The 18,968-nt window shown below is 48.3% G+C and carries 17 protein-coding genes; 10 read left to right on the forward strand and 7 right to left on the reverse strand.

The annotated features are described in order from the left end of the window. Nucleotides 1-3 precede the first annotated feature (3 nt). From MHI21_RS08600 to MHI21_RS08615, 4 genes are read right to left on the reverse strand one after another with little or no spacing between them, the layout of a single operon-like run. The gene (locus MHI21_RS08600) at nucleotides 4-1,113 is read right to left on the reverse strand and encodes a YheC/YheD family protein (RefSeq protein WP_165175997.1); all 1,110 of its coding nucleotides are present in this window, start codon (nucleotides 1,111-1,113) and stop codon (nucleotides 4-6) included. Then, nucleotides 1,110-2,480 (reverse strand): YheC/YheD family protein, encoded by a 1,371-nt coding sequence (locus MHI21_RS08605; RefSeq protein ID WP_250244345.1) that lies wholly within the window; start codon nucleotides 2,478-2,480, stop codon nucleotides 1,110-1,112. Before MHI21_RS08605 ends, MHI21_RS08600 begins: the two co-directional genes overlap by 4 nt. A gap of 12 nt (nucleotides 2,481-2,492) precedes the next feature. Then, nucleotides 2,493-3,647 carry a YheC/YheD family protein gene (locus MHI21_RS08610; RefSeq protein WP_342419824.1) on the reverse strand — a complete coding sequence of 385 codons (1,155 nt, stop codon included), beginning with the start codon at nucleotides 3,645-3,647 and terminating at the stop codon, nucleotides 2,493-2,495. A gap of 43 nt (nucleotides 3,648-3,690) precedes the next feature. After that, nucleotides 3,691-5,061 carry a YheC/YheD family protein gene (locus MHI21_RS08615; RefSeq protein WP_341161856.1) on the reverse strand — a complete coding sequence of 457 codons (1,371 nt, stop codon included), beginning with the start codon at nucleotides 5,059-5,061 and terminating at the stop codon, nucleotides 3,691-3,693. Between the two features lie 162 nt (nucleotides 5,062-5,223). Here MHI21_RS08615 and MHI21_RS08620 point away from each other — a divergent pair, with 162 nt between their 5' ends. The 3 genes from MHI21_RS08620 (at nucleotide 5,224) to MHI21_RS08630 (ending at nucleotide 7,460) form a co-directional block, all read left to right on the forward strand. Further along, nucleotides 5,224-5,568, forward strand: coding sequence for a YlbF family regulator (locus MHI21_RS08620; RefSeq protein WP_025685398.1), 345 nt, complete (start codon nucleotides 5,224-5,226; stop codon nucleotides 5,566-5,568). Nucleotides 5,569-5,640: 72 nt separating this feature from the next. Next, on the forward strand, nucleotides 5,641-5,922 hold the full coding sequence (locus tag MHI21_RS08625) for a hypothetical protein (protein ID WP_069291592.1): 282 nt from the start codon (nucleotides 5,641-5,643) through the stop codon (nucleotides 5,920-5,922). 203 nt (nucleotides 5,923-6,125) lie between these two features. Continuing rightward, nucleotides 6,126-7,460 carry a DRTGG domain-containing protein gene (locus MHI21_RS08630; protein WP_061831707.1) on the forward strand — a complete coding sequence of 445 codons (1,335 nt, stop codon included), beginning with the start codon at nucleotides 6,126-6,128 and terminating at the stop codon, nucleotides 7,458-7,460. 44 nt (nucleotides 7,461-7,504) lie between these two features. On the opposite strand, the gene MHI21_RS08635 is transcribed toward MHI21_RS08630, so the two are convergent. After that, the gene (locus MHI21_RS08635) at nucleotides 7,505-8,002 is read right to left on the reverse strand and encodes a hypothetical protein (protein ID WP_061831708.1); all 498 of its coding nucleotides are present in this window, start codon (nucleotides 8,000-8,002) and stop codon (nucleotides 7,505-7,507) included. Between the two features lie 12 nt (nucleotides 8,003-8,014). Continuing rightward, nucleotides 8,015-8,344, reverse strand: coding sequence for a YtrH family sporulation protein (locus tag MHI21_RS08640; protein WP_013309582.1), 330 nt, complete (start codon nucleotides 8,342-8,344; stop codon nucleotides 8,015-8,017). A 137-nt stretch (nucleotides 8,345-8,481) separates the two neighbouring features. On the opposite strand from MHI21_RS08640, the gene MHI21_RS08645 reads away from it, so the two are divergent. The 6 genes from MHI21_RS08645 (at nucleotide 8,482) to pyk (ending at nucleotide 16,776) form a co-directional block, all read left to right on the forward strand. After that, the gene (locus MHI21_RS08645) at nucleotides 8,482-12,156 is read left to right on the forward strand and encodes a DNA polymerase III subunit alpha (protein WP_342419825.1); all 3,675 of its coding nucleotides are present in this window, start codon (nucleotides 8,482-8,484) and stop codon (nucleotides 12,154-12,156) included. Nucleotides 12,157-12,322: 166 nt separating this feature from the next. After that, entirely contained in the window at nucleotides 12,323-12,820 is a 498-nt protein-coding gene (locus MHI21_RS08650; RefSeq protein WP_023987905.1) for a phosphatidylglycerophosphatase A, read from the forward strand. Between the two features lie 153 nt (nucleotides 12,821-12,973). Beyond that, nucleotides 12,974-13,162 carry a hypothetical protein gene (locus tag MHI21_RS08655; RefSeq protein WP_013309585.1) on the forward strand — a complete coding sequence of 63 codons (189 nt, stop codon included), beginning with the start codon at nucleotides 12,974-12,976 and terminating at the stop codon, nucleotides 13,160-13,162. 180 nt (nucleotides 13,163-13,342) lie between these two features. After that, nucleotides 13,343-14,236, forward strand: a complete 894-nt coding sequence (gene accD / locus MHI21_RS08660; protein WP_013309586.1) for an acetyl-CoA carboxylase, carboxyltransferase subunit beta — start codon at nucleotides 13,343-13,345, stop codon at nucleotides 14,234-14,236. Then, nucleotides 14,237-15,220, forward strand: a complete 984-nt coding sequence (locus MHI21_RS08665; protein ID WP_061828687.1) for an acetyl-CoA carboxylase carboxyltransferase subunit alpha — start codon at nucleotides 14,237-14,239, stop codon at nucleotides 15,218-15,220. It begins immediately after the preceding gene. 125 nt (nucleotides 15,221-15,345) lie between these two features. Beyond that, a complete protein-coding gene (pyk, locus tag MHI21_RS08670; RefSeq protein WP_023987907.1) occupies nucleotides 15,346-16,776 on the forward strand; it encodes a pyruvate kinase in 1,431 nt (476 codons plus the stop codon). 96 nt (nucleotides 16,777-16,872) lie between these two features. On the opposite strand, the gene MHI21_RS08675 is transcribed toward pyk, so the two are convergent. After that, a complete protein-coding gene (locus MHI21_RS08675) occupies nucleotides 16,873-17,769 on the reverse strand; it encodes a LysR family transcriptional regulator (protein ID WP_342419826.1) in 897 nt (298 codons plus the stop codon). A gap of 207 nt (nucleotides 17,770-17,976) precedes the next feature. On the opposite strand from MHI21_RS08675, the gene MHI21_RS08680 reads away from it, so the two are divergent. Beyond that, nucleotides 17,977-18,900 (forward strand): phosphate ABC transporter substrate-binding protein, encoded by a 924-nt coding sequence (locus tag MHI21_RS08680; RefSeq protein WP_069291597.1) that lies wholly within the window; start codon nucleotides 17,977-17,979, stop codon nucleotides 18,898-18,900. Nucleotides 18,901-18,968 lie beyond the last annotated feature (68 nt).

Raw genomic sequence — 18,968 nt, forward strand, 5'->3', positions numbered from 1 at the left:
TGATCATGATTTCATTCGTCCGGCCAAAAAGGAGCTGTACTGGAATATGCGTCTAAGCGACTTTTGGCGGATTTCCGGCTCGTCAAATTTCATCGGTTTGGCATTGGCCTCAAAAAACCAGAGGGTTCCGAGCGTATCCACGCCCAAATCCATGGACATTTCGCCATGAGAAAGACCGGATGCGCGTTCAATTTGACGTGCAATCTGTATGGCCGTACTTTTAACTTTGTTCAGTAGATCCGTGCTGTCCTCAGGCCCAAACAGTGAGGACAGTAGCTTGAACGGGTCCTCTACACTCCCGCCACGCGGGACATGTGTGGTAATGCTCCCTTTACCCGCCAGTCTGGCACCGACCCCGGTTATACTCCAGGAGCCACGGATATTTTTTTGTACCAGGATACGCAGGTCGAAGGGTTTTTTCTGATAGGTTGCCAGATCGATACCCTGTTGAATGATATAAGGCGAGTTGCCCGCTTCCCGGCGGATACGTCCCCACAGCCGGGATAGCGATACAGATCTGTAGGTTACACTTTTTTTGTCATGCTGAATGGTCAGTCTGTAAGCCATTAGATGTTCTGGGCGGAATTTAAGAATCATAATCCCTTTTCCGGCCTTACCGTTTTCCGGTTTGAGATACAGGTATGGATACGCAGACAGCATTTTTCCTAAGGAAGACAGGTTGCTTAACCGTTTGGTTGCCGGAACAAGCTGACGAGTGGTTTCCGAGGTACGCAACCACTTGAACAGTTCCCATTTGTTAAAAAAGCCTGGATTGTACAGTTCAATGCCTGAAGCATGTGAAATTTCATCCAACTTTGTGCGAACAGAGGTTTTAAGTTCATAATTACGATTGGGGATGCGATTATAAATGACCTGTGGAGGTGGAAAATTCTGTTCCTCCCACGTCTGTAAGCTCTTGTTGAAAACGTAGCCCTTAACCGTTTCGTCTGCCAGTTTCAGGTCTCTTACGGTAACAATGTACACCTGATAGCCCATCCGTGTTCCCGTTTCAAGAATATCCCTGAAATTGCGCTGATTGCCCTTGAAGAATTGTTCTTCGTCGTGCACTGTCAATACAGCAACGACTGGCTTATGCTCCGCCCGGGTATTCATAGTTCCTCTTTTCTGCGGAATTTACTGAGGTAAAGACAGTGGTCCAAAATATGCTCCACGGATGCTTTACCCTCCGCACGCAACGATGGATGCTGAAAAATGGATCGGCCTGGCTTGGAGTTGGCTTCAAACATCCATACCTTTTCATCCTGATCAATACCCAGATCAAAGCCGATTTCACCCAGTAGATGCTGGTGATGGTGTTCAATGGCTTCTGCGAGCGTAACTGCTACGTTTTTGGCACGTTGAAGCACTTCACCCGCCCGGTCTCCGAATACCCGGTTCAACGCCTGTTCAGGTGTCATAAGGGAGCCGCCGTTTTTGATGTGGGTCGTGACACTGCCACGTCCGGCTTTTTTGGCTCCAATGCCGACGACGACCCACTGGTTATTTCCATTTTTATGCATGTGAAACCGGAAATCAATCGGGCAATTGTCAATCTCGATCAGCTGGATACCCTGTTGAATGACGTAACCCTTTAACATCTGTCCCTGATTGGAGTGAAGCATCCTGAGCATGGAGTTAAAAGAGGTGAATTTTAGCAATACATTGCTATTTTTCTTACGGTACCTCACAAAATAGCCTTGCTTGGGAACATGGGACAGACGGTAGATTCCTTTACCGAGGCTGCCTCCACTTGGCTTGTAATAAGCAAATTGATGTCGCTCCAACATACCTCGGATACGTTCAGAGCTGGGATTCATATATGATTCAGGGACATAGCGGTTAACATCTGGGTTATTCTCCAGCAGATTATAAATATCGGACTTATTGAAAAAGCTCCAGTTAAAAAAGGGAATTCGTCTGCGGGAAAAGCGTTCGCGTAGTTGATTGATCGCTGGGGAAAAATCAGAGCGTCGGCTCGGCAAACGATTATAAATTACGTCCGGCAGAGGTACAAGTTTACGTGTGAATTCCCCGCTGGAAGACAGAAAATAGCCGTTAATCGTATCATTTTGCCAGTTAATATCCCGAGGGGTGAAGGCGAAAATATAAGATTTTTTGCTGCCTTCCTTCAGCAGTTGCTTAATAAAGCCTGTGCGTGATCCGAAAGGGCGGGTGGTGGAGTTGGTACCGTCAGACAGCACGCCAATCAACGGTCCTAGCTGTATATCCCCATCCAGATTTCGCAAATAGATGGACCCGCTTTTGGGAACACGGATTGCATTACGTAAGCCCGAGGTCAAGTATAGATGGCGTCCCGCCTTCTGAATTGGTTTTACTGTAGCGGGAATCTGATCCTTACCGAGCCGCAGACGAACGGACTTGGCTCCGGATAATTTAAGGCTTTTCAACAAGGAAGTGGATATATACGCCACCTTGTCGGGCTGCTGTGAGAAATGCACATTGCAATGCGTTAAACTCATCTGTTTATCCTCCTATACCGTATGTTCAAGGGAGGCGCCCGCGCCCTTTGGCCCTGTCGCTTTGGAATGGGTCATTAAATATCGAGCATATTCGAGCGGGCGGTTGACCGACTGGAAAGCGCACTCTGGCTGACGGATCTGAAAAAAGGAGGCCCGGCCAGGTCGGGAATTAACCTCCAATAGCCAGATGTTCCCGCTCCGGTCAATACCGTAATCAATTCCCAACTCGCCAAGGCGGCCATAACGTTCCTCCAGCGCCCTGGTAATGGTCAAGGACAGCGCCATCATCTGCCCGATGATGAGACGCGTGGTGTCCGCGCCAAATTGTTCACGAAGGTAAGGCTCAGCTGGATGGGCTTCGCCCCCACCGTGAAGATTAGAAGTCAGAGTTCCTTGTCTGCCTTCTCTTACGGCAAAGCCCGTCAGGCGCCAATAGCCGTTGCCATCCTTTTGCATGAGTGCGCGAACATCAAAGGGATGATTGCTTTGGCTTGTTAATTTCAAATAAGGCTGCACGATATAAGCGCGTTTGTGTGCAATTCCGTGGATCCATGACAATCCTGCATCCAATTTGGAAAACAAGCGCCGGAACGGGCGGTTACTGGAGTCTCTACCCTGTACAAGTAGTCCTTGGCCTCCTTCTGCCAGCCGGAGATACAGTGTGCTCTTGCCATGTGTTCCGGTCTGTGGCTTCATAAACAGCTCCGAATGGCGTCGTAGCCATTCCACAAGCTGGATCGTGTCCCGGTATGGCGCCGTAGGCGGCACAATGGGACGCACTTTATCTACCGCATGCAAAGCGCGATACACCTGCCATTTGCCAGGTAAGTTACGCGACCAATAGATGAGCTTGCGCGATTTTTGCTCCGCCATATCTTCCAGTGTGCGCCTGACATTCTGGCTCTCGTGAACATGGAGACAGCGGTTATACACAATGTCCGGCAACGGAAAGCGGCCGGATGTCCATACTCCGTTAAGGTAAACATAACCTCGTATGGAGTGATCTTCAGGTGATACTCCTTCGGCGGTAAACGCCATTACGCTAAGACTAGAGCGCCTGCCCAACAAACTTAGCCTGCGGCAAAAATCGGCTTCGGTAATAGGGGGAGTAGCGGCCTGATTCCGGCTAACAAGCACGCCCAGCGTGCCTGGCACAACAAGAGACACTGACAACAGCTCCTTTGGCAGCCAGACTCTGGAAGAGATGAATTCATTTGAAGCCGGCTGAATAACGGCAGTATTCAATCATTTTTTTTACGGACGGGCGAGTTTTCTGATCATTTAACGGCGTGTTGTCATTCTTCGATGGCTTCGAATTGACCTCCAGCAACCAGATGCGCCCCGTGCTGTCTATTGCCAGATCTATACCGAATTCTGCGAAATGGGCGGGAATCGCTTTTTCCACTCCGCTTGCGATATCCAGTGCTGCTGTTTTGAGAGAGGTATGCCCATTCGATTTAACGGTTGCGGGCAGCGTGGTTTTGGCAAGTGCTTCCTTGACTGTACTCAGCGTGCCGCCTCTTGCCAGATTGGACACAAAGTGGCTGCCTCCGGCGATCCGGGCGACAATGGATGTTACGGTCCAGGTTCCGGACGAATTTTTCTGTACAAGCGCACGAAAGTCGACCGGACGCTTACCGTGATCAATCAAGGTAAGTCCCTGTTGGAGTTGAAAGCGTGTTGTTTTCATTTTTCCCGCTAAGCTTTTGTACAGCTTATCGACGTTGGCATACATTTGCTTGCGGGGCGTGCCCGCTGTTGTGGATAGCACCGAAAAGGTACCATCCGTTTGTTTGTTAATGCGCATTATGCCTTTACCTAGGCTTCCGCGCACTGGCTTGAGAAAAACAGCGGGATACTGGTTGCACATTTTTTTGAAAACAGCAAAGGTTTGCAGCAAGTGGGACTCGGGTAAATACTTGCGCAGGGAAGAATTGGATTTAAGCGCATCAAATACTTCATTCTTATCCAGAAACTTTTCGTTAAAAATGGTCGTGCCGTACTGCGATTTTACTTCTTTCATGAAATGCTGTACGCTAGTTCTGTTCTCGAGTTTACGGGAGGTAAGACGATTATTGACGACATCGCCGGCAGGCATGACCGTCTTTTTCCAGCCTCCGTCATACACCCATCCCTGAACTCGCCCGGGCTGACTTCCGATATGCTCCGGGGTGAAAAAATACACATATGCTCCTTGTCTGCGGCATTCCCCGACTAGTTCACGGCAGAACAGGGTGATCGACCCGAAAGGCTTGTCGGGCTGTTCGGGATAGTCCCGACTGACCAGCACGCTAATAAGTGGGCCCACTCGAAGTGTCCGGCGACCTCGGCTGTAGGTTACTCGCAGATTACAATTGGCATGAAGCCCCATTTTTCGGGCTAGCACGCTTCCCACACGTAGGCCGCTGTAGCGGGGCACCGATATGACGGTAACCTCTTGGCGGAACGAACCGAAGGCGAGCTGAACGGGGTGGCCAGCGGATATTTTCCATTTGCGAAGCAGGGACTCGCCGACCATGAGTACGTCATCCTGCAAGATGCCCGATCCGATGATTTGAATCGTTGTTTTTTTGATGGACATCGTGGATCTCCTTCCGGGCAGCAACTTGATGTCTTGAAAGTAACGGGAAACGTGAATGGGCTGTAATAGCACTGATTCATCATATGAGGACATATATCCCTTGGTGATTGACGGACAATGTGAAATGTTGACACTAAACTTGTATTGGAGGAATAAACAATCATGAACATCTATGACAAAGCCCATGATTTAGCGAAAGCATTGAAGGAAAGCAAAGAGGTAGAGGAAATTACGTCAGCGATGAAGCTGATCGAAACCGATCCAGAAGCCAAGAAAATGCTCGACGATTTCCGTGAACGCCAAATGGAAGTACAGCAACGCATGATGAGCGGCGATATGCCAGCACAGGAAGAGATGGAAAAGATGGAGAAGCTGTTTGAGGTACTTAGCTTGAACCTCAACATCCGTCGCCTGTTCGACGCTGAACGTCGCCTGAGCGTGATTATTGAGGACGTTAACAAAATTATTGCAGACAGCCTTCAACATTTATACGGTTCATCTCTGTAAGTTTGTCTCATATTCCTTCCTGTCCTCTCATAGACTAGATACATAGAGTCACAGGGAGAGGAAGGGATACGATTGGGTTCTTTCAAAAAATGGAAACACGGTTTGTACACACTCATTGCATTGGCTATGGTTTTGGTCGCGTTACCACGCATCTCGCTTGCAGGCGGTTTGAACTGGGTCAACGGCTTTGGAATGGTATGGGTACTTTTTGCGTTGCTAGTCATCGGAGCAAATATGCATTTTTTGCTGGGTGTGGATGAGGAAAAGCGCAAAACGCTGGAGCGTGTGCGGCGGGCCAAAATGCAGCAGTGGCAGATGAAATGGGATAAAAAAGCTGACAAAGGCAGCATGTAGTGAGTTTTTTCAGCTTGTCCTGGGCTTGCCTCCCAGATGGCAAATCAATCATAGTAAGAAGCGATTCCTTGTAAAAGAGGGGATCGCTTTTTTTACTATTTGCGAAGCGGAGAACTCAAAATGAACAAGGGTCTAAAATATAGGGATATTGTGCTATAATAGATACAGAATGATACAGATTGAACGTTGGGGGTGTAACAGAGTTGGACGGGCTAGATGAAACAGTTACGAAGCATGAGCAGCTATTGCGACATATCGAGCAGTTGAAAATAGGCTCCAAAATTTCTGTGCGCAGGTTGGCTAAAGAAATGAGTGTCAGCGAAGGAACGGCCTATCGGGCCGTGAAGGAAGCCGAGAACCTGGGAATTGTCATTACCAAGGAACGGATCGGAACAGTACGAGTGGAGAAGCGACCGCGTGGCTTGTCCGAGCAGCTGACCTTTGCAGATGTCGTAAATATTGTAGAGGGACATGTGCTGGGCGGAAGTGAGGGGTTGGAGAAGCCCTTGCACAAGTATGTGATCGGAGCGATGCGCGAGGAAGCTATGGCCCGTTATATTGACGCAGGTAGTTTGCTAATCGTAGGTAACCGTGAGGATGCGCATTCACTTGCATTGGAGCAGGGGGCAGGTGTGCTGATTACAGGGGGCTTCGGTACGAGCCGAGAGGTTAAGCAGCTCGCAGATCAGATTAGTCTGCCGATCATTTCCTCACGCCATGATACTTTTACAGTGGCATCTATGATTAATAGAGCCATATTTGACCGCTTGATCAAAAAGAAAATTATGCTGATTGAAGACATTGCGGCAGGCAAACCGAAAACGTTGACCTTGAAAATCAACAGCACGCTTACCGAGTTTGAAGAACTTTCGGTGACGACCGGACATCATCATTTTGCAATAGTGGATGAATGGAATCGTTTAATTGGTATCGTCAGCCGCAAAGATGTGGAGGGGCTTCTACCTGAGCATACGATGGATAAATGTCTGATCCGCAATCCGATAACGGTCACCTACCAGACCTCGCTGGCTTCCGCTGCGCAAATGATGGCGTGGGAAGGTGTAGATTATTTGCCGGTCGTGGACCGTAACCGCAAGCTGCTTGGGTCCGTTACACGGCGTGAGGTGCTGGAGGCGCTGCGTAACGCCCAAAAGCAGCCACAACTTGGCGAGACGTTCGACCAGTTGATCTGGAACGGGTTTGCTGAAGAGCGTAATGAGGACGGATCGTTATTTTTTCGCGGTTTTATTATTCCGCAGATGGCGACCAATTTAGGTACGATCTCGGAAGGCGTACTGGTCAACGTGATGACACAAGCGGGCTACCGGGCAGCTAGAGACATGACCGGCAAGGATTATGTGCTGGACAATTTGACGACTTATTTTATTAGACCCGTACAGATAGAGGATGCTGTCGTTCTTCGTCCGTTGCTGCTCGAGCTGAGTCGCCGCACCTGCAAGCTAGAAATTGCAATTTCACGGGAAAACCATTTGGTATGCAAAGCAGTGATGACACTTCAATCCATTGAACATGGTTAGTCTACCTATGGATCAGAGCAGGGTGTGAAGTCGAATAGACCGACTTAGTGGCTTTCAGGCAGTCTTTCTTTTGCTTCCAGCCAAATTTGCAGCACCCCTTCCATTACAAGCATCGTTTTGACCTGGATCGTATACTCCTTGTCACGAACGGTGTATTTTTTTTGGTGCAGCAACATACGTACCAGCTTGCTGTCAGAGTCAATCTCGAACATATCTCTGCCGCGCAGCACCTCCAGATCACGACTGACACGGCGAAGAAGTTCCTTCAGGTTGATAGAATCAATTTTTTCGGCCGAAGCTTCCTCCGCGATCAGCTTGATTTCTTTGACAACCGTCTGGCGCTTGCTGTATTTGCGCAATGTTTTGTTGTCTTCCTCGGCTTGCTGGAGCTGGAATTGAAGATCCTGGTTGTTCGTCCACAGCTGATTGAAGCTGGCATGCCAGATGGCATTGTAGATCATTCCTCCCGTTATCATACCGAGTACAAAGACAGAGGATAATTGCATAAAAGGGCGCAGGCGCTCAAAAGGGGGGACTCTCATAGTCGTTTCACCTCACGGTCGTCCGTTGCCGCATACCCACTTGACCAGCTCTGCACCCATATGAGCGCCTAAAAAGGCGAAAATCAAATACAATATCTGCTTAATGGCAGGTGACAAATTACCATCCAACATATTGCTTTCAATGACCCGGATCGGGTCCATCGTTCCCCCCACAGCGGCGGCAAGCGCCCATATTTTAATTCTTCCGGCAACCTCCAGCATCGTCTGGGTTGGCGGCTGAAGCGATACGACAGCTCCCATTCCGCCGAGCATGGCTCCCCCGAGCACGATGCCGAAGGCAATGAAGAAGTCGAGAATCGCTTTGGATATAAAAGTGCTCATGCTCTTTTCCTCCTTAGGTATACGAATCAGGACCGCGCTTGTCCGCCGAGGTCTGTACTTTTATTCTATGGGCGCTACTAACGCGGATATGATAAAATAGTTTGAAGAAAATCAAGCGGTGAAAGGAAGAGAAGCGCATGAGTTCATTTGTGCATTTGCATGTTCATAGCGAGTACAGCCTGCTGGACGGCGCGGCTCGTACCGCGGAGTTGGTCAAACAGGCATCAGCTTACGGAATGAAGGCGCTGGCCCTTACAGACCACGGGGTTATGTATGGTGCCATTCCTTTTTATAGAGCGTGTGTAGAGAACGGCATTAAGCCGATTATCGGGTGTGAGGCCTATATGACGGCAGGATCGCGTAAGGAGCGTGGCAGCCGGAAGGATCAGCCCATATATCATTTGATTTTGCTCGCCAAAAATAAAACAGGCTATCAAAATCTGATGAAGTTGTGCTCCATCGGCCATTTGGAGGGCTTTCACTACAAGCCGCGCATCGACATGGAGGCTTTGGCTGCCCATCATGAAGGCATCATATGCCTGAGCGCTTGTTTGGGCGGTGAAGTGCCGCAGCATTTACTGCATGGTCGGGAAGCCGAAGCACGACGAGCAGCGGAACGGTATCGTAACATTTTTGGCGATGATTTTTATCTGGAACTCCAGGACCATGGTCTTTCGGAGCAAAAACGTGTAAATCCTCTCTTGATCGCACTGGCGAAGGAACTGAATATTCCACTGGTGGCGACGAATGACGTGCATTACTTGACTGAGCCAGATGCGGACGTGCAAGACGTTCTGATCTGTATCGGGACAGGGAAGACAGTTGACGATGAGGAACGCTTGCGTATACCAACACGTCAGTTGTATCTGAAAAGTCAGGAGGATATGGCTCGTTTATTCCCGCATGTGGCAGAAGCCATCGCCAACACGGTGCGTATTGCTGAAAAATGCGAACTAGAGCTGGAATTCGGTCAATCCATTTTGCCTGAATATCGCCCGCTGCCGGAAGGAATGACCTCTTCGTCCTATTTACGCAATCTGTGCGTGCAAGGGCTGGAGCGTCGCTATGGAAGCGATCCCGGATGGGAGCAACCGGAGGAACGGGAAAGGCTGAACCAACGGCTAAACTATGAGTTGAATACCATTGACAGTATGGGTTTCAGCGATTATTTCCTGATTGTATGGGATTTTATTGCCTTTGCACATAAGCATAAGATTGCAACGGGACCGGGGCGGGGTTCCTCAGCAGGCAGTTTGGTTGCCTATGTGCTTAACATCACGAATGTCGATCCGATGAAATACAACCTGCTCTTTGAACGGTTTCTGAATCCAGAACGAATTAGTATGCCGGATATAGATATTGATTTTAGTGATGAACGGCGTGACGAGGTTATCGACTATGTAGTACAGAAATACGGAAATGAGCATGTAGCGCAAATTATTACCTTTGGAACGCTGGCGGCAAGAGCCGCTGTCCGTGACGTCGGCCGTGTATTGAACGTGCCGTATGGCGAGGTGGACAAGGCAGCCAAGCTGATTCCGGCGCAGCTAGGCATTAATATCCGTCATGCGCTGGAAATCACCCCGGAGCTGAAAACGCTATATGAAACGAAGCCCAAGACACGTGAACTGCTGGATATGGCGATCAAGGTTGAAGGAATGCCTCGTCATGCTTCGACACATGCAGCAGGTGTTGTCATTTCGCGGACTCCATTGACCGATGCAGTTCCGCTTCAAGAGGGGAGCGAAGGGGTACCTTTGACGCAGTACTCGATGGAAAATCTAGAGCGCATTGGTTTGCTTAAAATGGATTTCCTTGGGCTGCGTACGCTCTCCATTATTGAACGGTGCATACACTGGATTGCGGAAGAGCATGGAGAAACGCCTGATTTTAATCGTATTCCCGATAACGATCCGCATACCTATGACTTGCTGGGCAAAGGAGATACAGGAGGCGTATTCCAGCTGGAGTCGGCCGGTGTACGCCGGGTACTCAAGGATTTGAAGCCGAGTGTATTCGAGGATATCATTTCTGTCCTGGCTTTGTATCGTCCGGGCCCGATGGGCTTTATTCCTAACTTTATACAGGCCAAGCATGGTCAGATTGAGATTTCTTATCCGCATCCTGACCTGGAACCGATCTTAAAGGATACGTACGGTATTATTGTGTATCAGGAGCAAATCATGCAGATTGCTTCACGCATGGCGGGCTTTTCCCTGGGAGAAGCCGATCTGTTGCGCCGGGCTGTGTCCAAGAAAAAGCGCGAAGTGTTGGATCTGGAGCGCGGGCATTTTGTCGAAGGCAGTATCAAGCAGGGATACACGGAGGAGGAGGCCGGAAGGGTTTACGATATGATTGTCCGTTTTGCTGACTACGGCTTCCCGCGTGCCCATGCAGCTGCTTATGGTGTGCTAGCATTTCAAACGGCTTATCTAAAGGCCCATTATCCGGTACAATTTATGGCTTCAATGCTGACAGCGGTGATGGGAAGTCATCGGAAAGTGGCTGAATATGTCGTCGAATGCCGTCGTATGGATATCGCAGTGTTGCCGCCTGATGTGAATGAGAGCGGGGTGTTGTTTACTCCGTTACAGCAGGGAGGCATCCGCTTCGGCCTAGCAGCGATTAAAAATGTCGGCACACAGGCGATGGAGAGTATTCTCGCTGTTCGCAAGGAACGGCCTTTCGACAGCCTGCTCGATTTTTGTCGACGTGTCGATTTGCGGGTATGTAATAAGAGAGTAATTGAATCGCTTATTCAGGCAGGAGCCTTTGATTCATTGACGGGTCATCGGGCACAATTGCTTGCCATGCTGGATGAAACGGTGGATGCAGCCGTCAAGTGGCGCAAGGAACGAGATGACTTGCAAATTGATATGTTTGGTTTTGTGGAAATGCCCAATTGGGATATCGAATATCCCAATGTACCCAAATTCAGTGCCAGCCAACAGTTAGAGCTGGAACGTGAACTACTGGGACTGTATTTATCCGGGCACCCGTTGGATGATTTTGAGTCGCTGTTGGAAAGCAGCGAGGCGGATCGTTTGATGGAGCTGGGCGATGTGCCAGATGAAACGGTTGTTGTGACTGCAGGTATGGTAGTGTCACTCAAAACGATTACGACCAAGCAGGGTAAGGCTATGGCCTTTATTGAGCTGGAGGATCAGATTGAGCGCTGTGAGGTTGTACTGTTTCCTGAGGTATGGAAGCGAAGCCAGCAGTGGATTGAAAAGGGAGCTTTGCTTACGCTTCGAGCCAAGATGCAGCAGCAGGACGAGCACTTCAAGCTCCTTGCGGATGAGACCGCCCCGCTGGCGGAAGACTCGCTGGCACGGCTCCTCCAGCGCCGACGTGCCAGTACGCGCTCGTCCGCCGCTGGAACATCCGTGCCAGCTGCTGGCTCTGCTGCTGGCGGCCCGGGCGGGAGAGCGTCGCGCGTGTCGCCCCCGCCTTCGCCAGCCACTGCATCTGCTTCGCCTCAACCGAAGGCGGCTCGTCCCGTGCTGGCTGCTTCACCGCACGGAGCCGAAGCGGCTCGCGGTGAGCAGGTGCCGCTCCCGCGCAGCTCGGAGTCGACCGCCCGTCAGCGGGTGTTTGTCAAAATCACCCGCCAGGCTGAGGAGGACGCAAGCTTGCTGGTCAGTCTCAAGGCACTGCTACAGGAGCATCCCGGTGCTATGCCTACCGTACTTTTTTATGAGAGCAACCAGCGTCTGCTGGCCTTGAGCGATGCTTACAGCATTAAGCCCTCTCCTCAGCTTTTTGATCAAATGGAGTCGATGTTGGGTGAAGGTACGGTGAAAGTCAAATGATAGGCACACAGCAAACCGCCCTTATTGTAACGGTTTAATGAACATTTTCCTTCCTTCCCGCATACACTTGGAAAACTGGCGGAACAGGAGATTCAACACGTACCCTGCACCATAAGGTCCCGTACGGTGAAAGAATAGACTGCACGGTGAAAGCGGGAGGGAAATTATGTCCTATGAATATGCAGAAACTTTGTTAAATCGCAGAGGCATTCGTATCGAGTCCATTGCGGACATTGTTTTTCAGCTTCAGCTAAAATATTATCCTCATTTGACGATGGAAGAATGTATAGACAGTGTCAAAGCGGTTTTACAAAAGCGTGAGGTTCAATATACGTTGCTCACAGGTATTGCGCTCGATGAGCTGGCCGAAAAAAAACTTCTCCCCCAGCCATTGCAAGCCATTATGGAGGCTGACGAACCGCTGTACGGAGTGGACGAGACACTGGCTCTTGGAATTACGAGTGTGTACGGCATGATCGGCTTAACCAGTTTTGGTTATCTGGATAAGGAAAAGACGGGGATTATTGAACAACTGAACCAAAAAGGCAGTGGTATTCATGTGTTTTTAGACGATCTTGTCGCCGGACTAGCTGCCGCTGCTTCTTCGCGCATTGCACATCGGAGCCTCCATGCCAAGCATTATCCTGCATCATTGGACGCTTAATTGACCTGTGTAGACAGAGTTGATGATTTTCTAGGCCCTCCGACGGAACTTGAATGATCAGGAGGGCTTTTGTTGCGGGAAAAAAGTAAGGTATGTTATCATGAGTCTATTATATGGGCTCAAAACTTGAGGCTTAGGGGGTAGAAACAAGGCATGTGGACGGTGATTTATATTGCACCGACGGCCAGACTGGCTGACATGATTAAGCTCAAACTGTCTGAAGAAGGTTTTATGGTGCAGGCCCGGGCCATCAGCGCGTCCAAGCAACAGTTTGAGATACTTGTGCCTTCGGGTGAAGTCGAAGAAATTCAGGAAGTGCTTAATTCGATTTTGCGCCCTTGAGTCCGGAACGGCGGAAGTGATACAGCAGCATGAGTGGAACAAAGGATGCACGATCGGCGGTAAAGTTTTAGTAACAGGCGTTGACGTGTGTATGAACATAATGCTTAAAGGTGCCGCATAGACGGCAGAGGACCTTGTATCGGTTACGGCTGACAAATAAACGGCTGGAGAGGTGTAGTTGTGTTTAAAGATTTATTCCAAAAGAAGCGTAAATACGCGACCATCCCTTCGGAACGGGCGCTGAGCGGCGATCAAGCGGACATGCCGGATCGTCCCAAACGGGAAATTCCCGAAGGTCTTATGACCAAATGTGGCAAGTGTGGAAGTATTCAATACAGCAAAGAACTAGAGAAAAATTTGAAAGTGTGTCCGGTGTGCGGATACCATATGCGTTTGAATGCAATGGATCGCATTCGCATGGTGCTCGACGAAGACACGTTTACGGAATATGATGCCGATATGATTTCGGTTGACCCGCTGGACTTTCCGGGATATGCGAGCAAGCTGGAGCAACAGACCTTGAAATCTGGCTTGCGAGAGGCTGTCGTTACGGGCGACGGCCTTATTTATGGACATCCTGTTGTCGTTGCTGTGATGAGCTTTGACTTTTTTACTGGCAGTATGGGTTCGGTCGTAGGAGAGAAAATTACCCGCGCCATTGAGCAAGCAATAGACAAGCGTCTGCCGCTAATTATTTTCTCAACTTCCGGCGGGGCACGTATGCAGGAAAGTATTTTAAGCTTGATGCAGATGGCCAAAACAAGTGCTGCTCTTGCTCGTCTGGATGAGCAGGGCTTGCTGTATATTTCTGTTATCACCGACCCGACTACAGGTGGAGTGTCCGCCAGCTTTGCTACGCTTGGAGATATTAATATCGCGGAGCCAGGAGCTGTATTCGGCTTTGCAGGGCGTATTGTAATTGAACAGACAATCAGACAGAAGTTGCCGGATGATTTTCAAACATCCGAATTTAATTTGCAGCATGGACAATTGGATATGGTTGTACACCGCAAGGAACTGCGTGATACCCTCGGGCAACTGCTTGATCTGCACAGTGTGAAAGGGGTGGAATAGATGGCTGGTGAATTGCCTTATGAAAAGCCCCTGGTCGAGATGCGACAGAAGATCGAAGAACTCAAGCAATTCGGACAGGATAAGCAAATTGATTTTACAGATGAAATCAACCGTCTCGAGGAACGTTATCTCGAGATGGAAGAAGAAATATATTCGAACATTACAGCACCACAAAAAATGCATTTGGCCCGTCATCATCAAAGACCAACGTCTCTTGATCTGATTGAGCAGGTGTTTACAGACTTTATTGAATTGCACGGCGACCGCTTGTTTGGAGACGATCTGGCGGTTGTGGGCGGAATTGCCAAGCTAAATGGTATTCCGGTGACCGTCATTGGTCAACAGCGTGGTAAGGATACGAAAGATAACATTGCACGTTTCTTTGGTAGTGCTCATCCGGAAGGATTTCGTAAAGGCTTGCGTCTTATGCAGCAGGCTGATAAATTCAAACGCCCTGTTATTACATTTATTGATACGAAGGGCGCTTATCCGGGTAATACAGCAGAGGAGAGAGGTCAATCGGAAGCGATTGCCCGCAACTTGCGGGAGATGGCAAAGCTTTCGGTGCCTGTTATTTGTGTGGTCATCGGCGAGGGTGGAAGCGGCGGTGCGCTTGCGTTTGCAGTCGGTAACCGTGTGCTGATGCTGGAACATGCCATTTATTCGGCCATTTCTCCAAACGGTGCAGCTTCGATTCTATGGAAAGATGCTTCCAAGGCCGATCAGGCAGCTGAAGCCATGAAGATTACGGCTAATGACCTCCTGCGCATGGAAATTATCGAGGATATTGTGCCGGAGCCGAAAGGGGGCGCGCATCGTAACTATGAAGTGACTGCTGCCGCAATCAAGGAGCTATTGGAACGTCATTTGGCAGACCTTACGAATATGAGCTGCGATGAATTGAGGGAAGATCGGTATCAAAAATTCCGAAAAATAGGTCAATACACCTTCTTGAAGCCTTCGGAATCTGAGCCTATGTTGTAATACGTTGTAAACGGGTAACAATAAATATGACGAACTTCCTATACAAATAGGAAAAAGTGTAGTAGATTTAATTGTTGGAAAAAGATATAAAGAGTAGCACCTTTGAAAACGGAGGAAAAACCCAAATGCGCAAAACTAAGATTGTATGTACCATCGGTCCTTCCAGTGAGTCATTGGAAAATGTGAAGAAACTGATTTTGGCTGGTATGAACGTAGCCCGCCTGAATTTCTCTCACGGTGATTTCGAGGAGCATGGCAACCGGATTAAAAACATCCGTCAAGCTTGTAAGGAGCTTAACAAAAACGTTGCTATTTTGCTCGATACGAAGGGGCCGGAAATCCGGACAGGAAAGCTCGAAGTTGAACCTATTGAGCTTGTTCAGGACGAGTTCATTACGCTGACAACGGAAGAAATTCTCGGTACGCAAGATCGTATTTCCATTACGTACAAAGATCTTCCCTCGGACGTGGAGCCCGGCTCCACCATTCTGATCGACGATGGTCTGATCGGACTCACCGTTATTGAAGTATCAGGCACTGAAATCAAATGCCGCATTGTTAATGGCGGAACGATCAAAAGCAAGAAGGGCGTTAACGTTCCAGGCGTTGCTATTTCTTTGCCTGGTATTACCGAAAAAGATGCTAATGATATCATTTTCGGTATTGAGCAGGACATTGATTTCATCGCGGCTTCTTTTGTTCGTAAAGCAAGTGACGTTCTGGAAATCCGTGAATTGCTGGCGAAACACAACGCAAGTCATATCCAAATCATTTCCAAAATAGAAAATCAGCAAGGTGTTGACAACCTGGATGAAATTTTGGAAGCTTCGGATGGCCTGATGGTTGCTCGTGGTGACCTCGGTGTGGAAATTCCTGCTGAAGAAGTGCCTCTGGCGCAAAAATTGATGATTAACAAATGTAATGTAGCTGGCAAGCCTGTTATTACGGCAACTCAAATGCTGGATTCCATGCAACGTAACCCGCGTCCGACTCGTGCAGAAGCAAGTGACGTGGCGAATGCTATTTTTGACGGAACAGACGCAATTATGCTGTCCGGCGAAACAGCTGCGGGTAAATATCCGGTAGAATCCGTATTGACGATGTCACGTATTGCAGAAAAAGCTGAGTCCTCTCTGAACTACCGTGATTTGTTCAAGAAACAAAGAACGGCTCAAGAAATTAGTATTACAGAAGCAATCAGTCAATCTGTTTCTATTTCTGCACTTGACCTGCATGCCAAAGCGATCCTGACGTCCACACAAAGCGGAACAACGGCGCGTATGATTTCTAAATACCGTCCTGAAGCTCCGATTGTTGCTGTGACAACACAGGAAAGAACAGTTCGCCGTTTGGCTCTGATCTGGGGCGTACATGCAGTACAAGGCAGACCAGTCGTTGACACAACAGATAGTCTGTTTGACAACGCACTGGAAGGTGGTCGCAAATCTGGCCTCGTTAAAGAGGGCGATTTGGTTGTAATTACTGCGGGCGTACCTCTTGGTGATTCCGGTTCTACGAACCTGATCAAAATTAGCTGCGTTCCAGCACAAGCGTAATTAAAGTCTCCATGACATAATACCGAGGCTGTATCGTTACAACAAGCAAAAGAGCATTCAAGTCAATAAGACTTGGATGCTCTTTTTTTATGTTCTCTAGCTTTTCATTTCCAGTCCTTCTCGTCGTATGAAATCAAGAAATGCCTGTTGCATCAAGTTCATGTGTGTATCTTGTTGATACACGATGTTTATTTGATAATGGCTCCTTTGGTTATCAGCCTCGGGATAAGGGAGCCATTCCACCGAGGGAGCAGCATTTTCATTATTATCCACTCCGCTCGCAGGAAAGAAGGCAAGCGCTTCTCCGCCGCTTACGACTTGCTTTACCGCTTCCCAAGAGTTGATTTCCAGATGAGGCTTAACTAGCGAAGAATACTGATCTACAACTGATGAACCGCTATATTTTACCCATGTGTGCTTGTCCAGCACATCGGGTCCATCGACCTCCTCTAATTTGAATGCAGGTGCAAGTGTAGATGCAGAACGGATAACTCCTACTTGATCAGAAGCCACTGGCTCTGCCACCGTATACTCTGGAAGAGAATCTCTATCGTCGAGAAAAGCAAAATCAATTTCCCCCTGTTTCAGTAGCTGCTTAATTGCATCCGGGGATTGAATATCCAACTGAATACGACAATCTGGATACCGCTCAGCAAACTTAGCCATCAAAGTGGGGAGGAGATACGTACCTGATATCGACTCTGCACTCAGATGTAATTGACCCTGTGACTCTTCTGTCAGTTCATCTACAGCTTGTCTAGCTTCTTGTTCCAGAGAGATGATCTGCTTTGCGTAAGGTAATAATTTTTTTCCAGCTTCCGTTAGCATAATCCTGCCTTGTTGAAGAGAGAATAGGGAAACACCCATTTCCTTTTCCAAGCTTTTCATATGAAAGCTGACGGTAGGTTGTTTGACTTGCAAAGCTTCGGCCACATCCGTCGCCTTATGGAATTTGTCGATCAGCATCAAAATACGCAATTTTAGAATATTCATGGAATCCAACAGCTCTCCTTATATGTCATTCATATGTGAATTTCAAACTATAGATTAATTATATACCGAAAAATAATTTATCTATCAATATTTTATATTTGTTTTACAAAACCACGTCGTTCGTCTAACATTCCAGGCCTACAATGTAAAAGTGTTGATGGTCATAAATAAAAAACCGTCACTTAACTAAGGGGAGGACAATAAAAAATGTTGAAAAAATGGCCGTTCATTCTGATGACTCTCACCATGGTATTTGCACTTGCAGCTTGCGGATCAGGTAACAATGCTGCACCACAAGGAGAAGCTGCTACAGGAACAGACAATAAAGCAGCTGCTGAACTGACAGGGAACATTCTGGCTGTTGGCTCCACTGCACTTCAACCATTGGTAGAGCAAGCGGGACAAAAATTTATGGCTGTCGATAAATATAAAGGCATTGCAGTTCAAGTACAGGGCGGCGGTAGCGGTACTGGCTTGACTCAGGTTTCCGGCGGACAAGCGGATATCGGTAACTCCGACGTGTTTGCAAAAGAAAAACTGGAGAGCGGCGCAGATGAGCTGGTCGATCACCAAGTAGCTGTTGTAGCCATGTCAGCGGTAGCGAATCCTAAAGTAGGCGTTACAGACCTGAAAAAAGATCAATTGGTACAAATCTTTACAGGTAAAATCACGAACTGGAAAGAAATTGGCGGTGCGGATCAAAAAATTGTTATCGTGAACCGTCCAAGCAGCTCCGGTACTCGTGCAACATTTGAAAAATACGCATTGGGACAAAAAACGGAAGATCTGCCGGGCTCCATTCAAGAAGATTCCTCCGGTACTGTGAAAAAGCTGATTGCTGAAACACCGGGTGCGATTGGTTATCTGGCTCTGTCCTACATCGACAACACAGTAACTGCTTTGAAATACGATGGCGTTGAAGCTAACGTTGAAAATGTAGAACAAGGTAAATATCCAGTGTGGGCTTACGAGCATATGTACACTAAAGGTGAGCCAAAAGAGCATGTGAAAGCATTCCTGGACTACATTCTGTCAGATGAAATCCAAAAAACGGATGTCGTAGACTTGGGATACATTCCAGTAGCAGGTATGCAAGTGAAACGTGATGCTGACGGTAATATCACGAAATAAGGAGAGTTACATCTCCTGTTCGATGAACGCAGCTAACGCGAGTATATTCACGAAGAAGAGGCGGACTA

This window comes from Paenibacillus sp. FSL H8-0168 (assembly GCF_038592955.1).
GTDB classification, from domain to species: domain Bacteria; phylum Bacillota; class Bacilli; order Paenibacillales; family Paenibacillaceae; genus Paenibacillus; species Paenibacillus polymyxa_B.

Coding starts and splice junctions, on each gene's coding strand:
- MHI21_RS08600 (WP_165175997.1), bottom strand. CDS start 1,113: ATGAATACCCGGGCGGAGCATAAGCCAGTCGTTGCTGTATTGACAGTG.
- MHI21_RS08605 (WP_250244345.1), bottom strand. CDS start 2,480: ATGAGTTTAACGCATTGCAATGTGCATTTCTCACAGCAGCCCGACAAG.
- MHI21_RS08615 (WP_341161856.1), bottom strand. CDS start 5,061: ATGTCCATCAAAAAAACAACGATTCAAATCATCGGATCGGGCATCTTG.
- MHI21_RS08620 (WP_025685398.1), top strand. CDS start 5,224: ATGAACATCTATGACAAAGCCCATGATTTAGCGAAAGCATTGAAGGAA.
- MHI21_RS08635 (WP_061831708.1), bottom strand. CDS start 8,002: ATGAGAGTCCCCCCTTTTGAGCGCCTGCGCCCTTTTATGCAATTATCC.
- MHI21_RS08640 (WP_013309582.1), bottom strand. CDS start 8,344: ATGAGCACTTTTATATCCAAAGCGATTCTCGACTTCTTCATTGCCTTC.
- MHI21_RS08645 (WP_342419825.1), top strand. CDS start 8,482: ATGAGTTCATTTGTGCATTTGCATGTTCATAGCGAGTACAGCCTGCTG.
- MHI21_RS08650 (WP_023987905.1), top strand. CDS start 12,323: ATGTCCTATGAATATGCAGAAACTTTGTTAAATCGCAGAGGCATTCGT.
- MHI21_RS08655 (WP_013309585.1), top strand. CDS start 12,974: ATGTGGACGGTGATTTATATTGCACCGACGGCCAGACTGGCTGACATG.
- MHI21_RS08665 (WP_061828687.1), top strand. CDS start 14,237: ATGGCTGGTGAATTGCCTTATGAAAAGCCCCTGGTCGAGATGCGACAG.
- pyk (WP_023987907.1), top strand. CDS start 15,346: ATGCGCAAAACTAAGATTGTATGTACCATCGGTCCTTCCAGTGAGTCA.
- MHI21_RS08675 (WP_342419826.1), bottom strand. CDS start 17,769: ATGAATATTCTAAAATTGCGTATTTTGATGCTGATCGACAAATTCCAT.
- MHI21_RS08680 (WP_069291597.1), top strand. CDS start 17,977: ATGTTGAAAAAATGGCCGTTCATTCTGATGACTCTCACCATGGTATTT.